Here is a 5,097-nt window from a genome sequence, read left to right on the forward strand (position 1 = left end):
CGTCGGGATAGAGCGTGCCTTGCGCCAGGAATTCGGCGCCGCCGAGTTTCTTGGCCTCTTCCTCGAACACCTCGATGAACAGCCGGCCTATGGTCTTGCGTTTTTTCTCCGGATCCGACTCGCCCTCGAGGGCGTCGATGAAACGGTCCGACGCGTTGACCAGAATGAGCGGCAAATTGTAGTGCTCACGGAACATCGCCACCACGCCCGCGGCCTCGTCCTTGCGCATCAGGCCGTGGTCGACAAGGATGCAGGTCAGCTGGTCGCCGACCGCTTCGTGGATCAACAGCGCGGCAACGGAGGAATCGACGCCGCCCGACAGCGCGCAGATGACCTTGCCCTTGCCGACCTGCTTGCGGATCGCCTCGACCGCGTGCTCGCGGTAGGCGCGCATGGTCCAGTCGCCCTCGATGCCGGCGATGTTGTGGACGAAGTTCCTGAGCAGCCGGGCACCGTCGGGCGTATGCACCACCTCGGGGTGGAACATGATGCCGTACATCTTGCGCTCGATGTTGCCGAAGATGGCGAAGGGCGAGCCCTCCGATTTGCCGAACACCTCGAAGCCGGTGGGCAAGGAGATGACGCGGTCGCCATGGCTCATCCACACCTGGTGGCGCTGGCCGGGCGCCCACAGGCCCTCAAACAGCGGGCTGTCCTTCTGGATCTCGACGAAGGCGCGGCCGAATTCGCGATGGTCGGAGCTTTCGGCGACGCCGCCCATCTGCACGCACATGGCCATCTGGCCGTAACAGATGCCGAGCACCGGCACGCCGGCGTCGAAGACGATCTGCGGCGCGCGCGGACTGCCGATATCGCCGGTCGAAGCCGGGCCGCCGGACAGGATCACGGCTTTCGGATTGATGCGCTTGAATGCCGCTTCGGCCGACTGGAACGGCACGATCTCGGAAAACACGCCGGCCTCGCGGATGCGGCGGGCGATGAGCTGGGTGAACTGGCTGCCGAAATCGACAATCAGGACGGTATCGGGATGATTGGCTGTTTTCATGGCGAGCGTTTAGAGAAAGAAATGAGTCGACGCAATGGGTTGCGAGTTTCAGAGCGGTCTGGCGTCTTCATGCGGCGAATCTTTCAGAAGCGTGCCCGAACCGATGGCCTGTTCGAGCCGCATGACGGCCTCCGCCAGCTTCTCATCGATGACTTCAAGATATTCGGTCCAGTCGCCGACATGCCTGAGATCCGCCGCCCCGTCGGAAATGCCGCGCAGCCCGATCAGCGGAATGTCGAACAACTGGCAGGCGCGCAGGCAGGCGAAGGTCTCCATGTCGACCATGTCGGCGTTAACAGCATCATAGGCCGCACCGGTGATGATCGCGCCGCCGGTCGATAGCGTCGCCTGCTTGATATCAGGTATCTTGAAGGGCAATGGCACGGTCACCGGCAGGTCGAGGAAGGGTGTGGCACCCTTCTCGAAGCCGAGCGGCGAAGCGTCGATGTCACGGTAGCTGACCGAAACCGCCTGGTAGATTCCCGTCTGCTCCAGCGTCCGGCTGCCGGCTGAGCCGAGCGACACGACGAGGTCGGGCAGGGTTTTTTGCGACTTCAGCCAGGAGAGTTCAGCGCCTAGCCTGACGCCGGCCTCGACCGGACCGACACCTGTCATCAATGGCGTGAACAGCTGCTTGAGATGCGGACCGTATTCGGCCTGCGCCGCCATGACGAAGAGGACGTCCTTGCCCGACAGGCGGCGAATTTTATCGGTCATGATGATTTGCTCCTCTCCGCCCGATCACCTGCTTATCTGCGCCGCCGCTCGCCGGGACCCGCTGCCTCCGGCAGCTCCCGGCGTCCGTGGCCTTTCATCGTGCCACCGGCACGATGAATTCGCCTGCGGCGAACCGGCCACTCACCCTTCTATCCCATCACGCCCGACCACCGTCATCATCGTTCCGGTCATGGTGGCGATCAGCTTGGCCTCGCCGTCGGCGGCAAAGGCGTAGGCCTGGCCGTCGGCGACGATGATGGTGCGGCCTGGCTTGGTCACCGAGCCGCGGAACAGGAAGCGCTCGCCCCTGCCCGGCGCCAGCAGGTTGACCTTGAACTCGATGGTCAGCACGCCGGAATTTTCCGGCATCAGCGAAAAAGCGGCATAGCCGCAGGCCGAGTCCAGCGCGGTCGAAATGACGCCGGCATGGAGGAAGCCGTGCTGCTGGGTGAGTGCCGCCGAATAGGGCATCTCGATCTCGATGATGCCGGGCGTCACCAGCGTCAGTTCGGCGCCGATCGTGGCCATCGCCTTCTGGCGTGCGAAGGAGGTCCTGACGCGATCCTCATAGTCCGGGGCGGGTACGATCTTTGCTGCCATGGCCGCTGCCTTCCTTTATGCGGATAAGCTTATTGCAGAGGCATGGACGGCAGGCAAATGCTTTTGCTGCACTGCACAATCGACCTGGCCTGCCTGCTGGCGCCACGCATCCGTCAGGAATTGGCGACATCCGATCGGATTCAGGCCGACCTGCGCAACGCACAGAAGTAAAACCCGTCGGTGCCGCTCAGCGCCGGCGACAGCGAGATGTCGCCTTTGGCGCCGATGCGCGCGGCTGCCGGATGGCCGGGAAAACGGCTGTCCCAGAGCTGGCGGTGGTCGACGGGAACAAAGCCGCTGTTACGGTCCCGAAAGGCCGCGATCTGCTCGCCATTCTCCTCATCAAACACCGAGCAGGTGATGTAGACCAGCAGGCCGCCCGGTTTGACATAGGCTTTGGCCGCATCGAGGATCGCCGACTGTTCGCCCTTGCGGGTATCGAGCTGCCTCTGCGTCAGCCGCCATTTGGCGTCGGGGCGGCGCCGCCAGGTGCCGCTGCCGGTGCAGGGCGCGTCGACCAGCACGATGTCCATGTGGTTGCCGAGCGGCGCGAGTTCCGTGGGCTTGGTGACCACCTGCACATTGCGGTTTTCCGAACGACGGATGCGGTCGAAGATCGGCGCCAGCCGTGCTTTCTCCGCATCATGGGCAAAGATCTGGCCACGATTTTCCATCGAAGCCGACAGTGCCAGCGTCTTGCCGCCGGCGCCGGCGCAGAAATCCAGCACCTGCATGCCGGCTTCGGCCCCGGCAAGGGCGGCCGCGATCTGCGAGCCTTCGTCCTGGACCTCGAACCAACCCTTCTGGAAGGCCGGTTCGGCCTGCACATTCGGGTGCCGGCCATCGCCGTCGATCGGTGGAATGCGGATGCCGTGCGGGGCGATTGCCGCGGGTTTGGCGCCGGTTCCCGTCAGTTCGGCCAGCACCTTGTCGCGGTTGGCCTGCAAGGTGTTGACCCTGAGGTCGAGCGGCGGGCGCGTTGCCAGCGCGGCGCCCTCGTCGGCCCAGCTCGGGCCGAAGGCTCGCTCGAAAAGCGGCGCGCACCAGTCGGGAACATCCGCCCGCACCGCGTCCGGCGCATCGGCGAGCCGACCGTCGGCGATGGCCTGAAGCTCGGCGGCGGTCAGCAGCGGCGGTGCGAACTTGTCACCATCCAGCGCCTCGTTGAGCGACTGGGCCGTCTGCCCCCATTCGAGCAGCAGGGCGCCGAAGCCAATGGCGCGCGGCGTGTCCTGCCCCAGCAGCCAGCCCGCGGAACGCTTGTGGCGCAAGGCGTCATAGACGATGTTGCCGATGGCCGCACGGTCGCCGCCGCCGGCGAAGCGATGCGACAGGCCCCAATCCTTCAGCGCGTCCGCCACCGGCCGGTGGCGCCGGCCGATGTCTTCCAGCACTTCGATGGCCGCAGCCAGCCTTCCGCCCAGTCGCATTGTCTTGTTCCGTCACGCAGAAAATTATTCCGGCCCTGCTCTAGAGCGCGCAACCGGCGCGCACAAGCAGGTCGGCCGGCACAACCGCTCTGCTTTCCAACTTTTCTGGTTGCGAATACTCTTCCGATTGTGATTCGCGGCGCGAAAAGGTGAACCGGCGGATCGACACGAGGAGAGGGCAATGAAGACTTATCTGGCGGAAGTTCTAGGCACATTTCTATTGGTGTTCATCGGTACGGCTTCTGTGGTGACGGGCGGCTTCGGCGGCGCGCTGCCGCTTGGCCAGGAAGGGATCGGTCTGGCGTTCGGCATCGGCCTCATCGCCGCGGCCTATGCGATCGGCCCCATTTCGGGCGCGCATCTCAACCCGGCGGTGACGCTCGGCGTCTTCCTTGCCGGCCGCCTGCCGGCCAAGGACGTCATCCCCTACTGGATCGCGCAGGTCATCGGCGGCGTCCTTGCTTCACTGGCGTTGTGGATCATCGTCTCCGGCCAGGTTGGCGGACACACCACCGGCTTCGGCGCCAATGGCTGGGATGTGACGAAATGGGGTGTCAGTTCGGCCTTCCTGTGGGAAGTGATCGGCACCTTCACCTTCGTCACCGTGATCCTTGGCGTCACGGCCGAAAAGCACTCGACGGCGTTCGCCGGACTGGTCATCGGCCTGACGCTGGCAGGGCTGCACTTCGCCATCATCCCGGTGACCGGCACGTCGCTCAACCCGGCCCGCTCGATCGGTCCGGCGCTGTTTTCGGGAACTGCGGCGATCGGCCAGCTCTGGCTGTTCATCGTGGCACCGTTGATCGGCGGCGCCATTGCCGGCGTCGTCGCCAAGGCGCGCATCTTCGAGAAGGACTGAGCTCTTTGGAAGGCTGAATATGCGAAGGCGCGGGCCATGGCCCGCGCTTTTTTTGTGGATCTTCTCTTGGGTGGATTCTCTTGCCGTCAAAGCACCCGCGACAGGAACTCGCGGGTTCGGGGCGATACCGGATTGGCAATCATCTCGCGCGGAGCGCCGCGTTCGATGATCACACCGCCATCCATGAAAACCAGCTGATCGCCGATCTCGCGGGCGAAGCCTACCTCGTGGGTGACCACGACCATCGTCATGCCGCTTTCGGCCAGATCGCGCATGACCTGCAGCACCTCGCCAACGAGTTCGGGGTCGAGCGCCGATGTCGGCTCATCGAAGAGCAGGACTTTCGGCTTCATCGCCATCGCGCGCGCGATGGCGACACGCTGCTGCTGGCCGCCGGACAGTTCCCTCGGATACCGGTCGACCTTGTCCAGGAGACCGACGCGCCGAAGCAGAATCTCCGCTTCGGCCTTTGCCTCGTCCGGGGG

General features: G+C 64.6%; 6 protein-coding genes. 1 reads left to right on the forward strand and 5 read right to left on the reverse strand.

Going from position 1 to position 5,097, the window contains the following annotated elements:
- From guaA to EN879_RS23725, 4 genes are all read right to left on the reverse strand, one after another.
- The coding region (gene guaA / locus EN879_RS23705; RefSeq protein WP_127274280.1) for a glutamine-hydrolyzing GMP synthase at positions 1-1,006 on the reverse strand (1,006 nt) is incomplete at its 3' end.
- A 48-nt stretch (positions 1,007-1,054) separates the two neighbouring features.
- A complete protein-coding gene (locus tag EN879_RS23710; RefSeq protein ID WP_013530372.1) occupies positions 1,055-1,723 on the reverse strand; it encodes a 5'-methylthioadenosine/S-adenosylhomocysteine nucleosidase in 669 nt (222 codons plus the stop codon).
- Positions 1,724-1,864: 141 nt separating this feature from the next.
- On the reverse strand, positions 1,865-2,323 hold the full coding sequence (locus EN879_RS23715; protein WP_013530371.1) for a PaaI family thioesterase: 459 nt from the start codon (positions 2,321-2,323) through the stop codon (positions 1,865-1,867).
- A 140-nt stretch (positions 2,324-2,463) separates the two neighbouring features.
- Positions 2,464-3,753, reverse strand: a complete 1,290-nt coding sequence (locus EN879_RS23725) for an RsmB/NOP family class I SAM-dependent RNA methyltransferase (RefSeq protein ID WP_063170136.1) — start codon at positions 3,751-3,753, stop codon at positions 2,464-2,466.
- A gap of 181 nt (positions 3,754-3,934) precedes the next feature.
- On the opposite strand from EN879_RS23725, the gene EN879_RS23730 reads away from it, so the two are divergent.
- On the forward strand, positions 3,935-4,612 hold the full coding sequence (locus EN879_RS23730) for an MIP family channel protein (protein WP_013530368.1): 678 nt from the start codon (positions 3,935-3,937) through the stop codon (positions 4,610-4,612).
- A gap of 86 nt (positions 4,613-4,698) precedes the next feature.
- Here the strand turns inward: EN879_RS23730 and EN879_RS23735 are convergent.
- Positions 4,699-5,097: ATP-binding cassette domain-containing protein (locus tag EN879_RS23735; RefSeq protein ID WP_164774545.1), on the reverse strand; the 399-nt coding region annotated here is incomplete at its 5' end.

Origin of the sequence: Mesorhizobium sp. M7A.F.Ca.AU.002.02.1.1, from assembly GCF_003998535.1 — a bacterium.
Classification (GTDB): Bacteria; Pseudomonadota; Alphaproteobacteria; order Rhizobiales; family Rhizobiaceae; genus Mesorhizobium; species Mesorhizobium ciceri.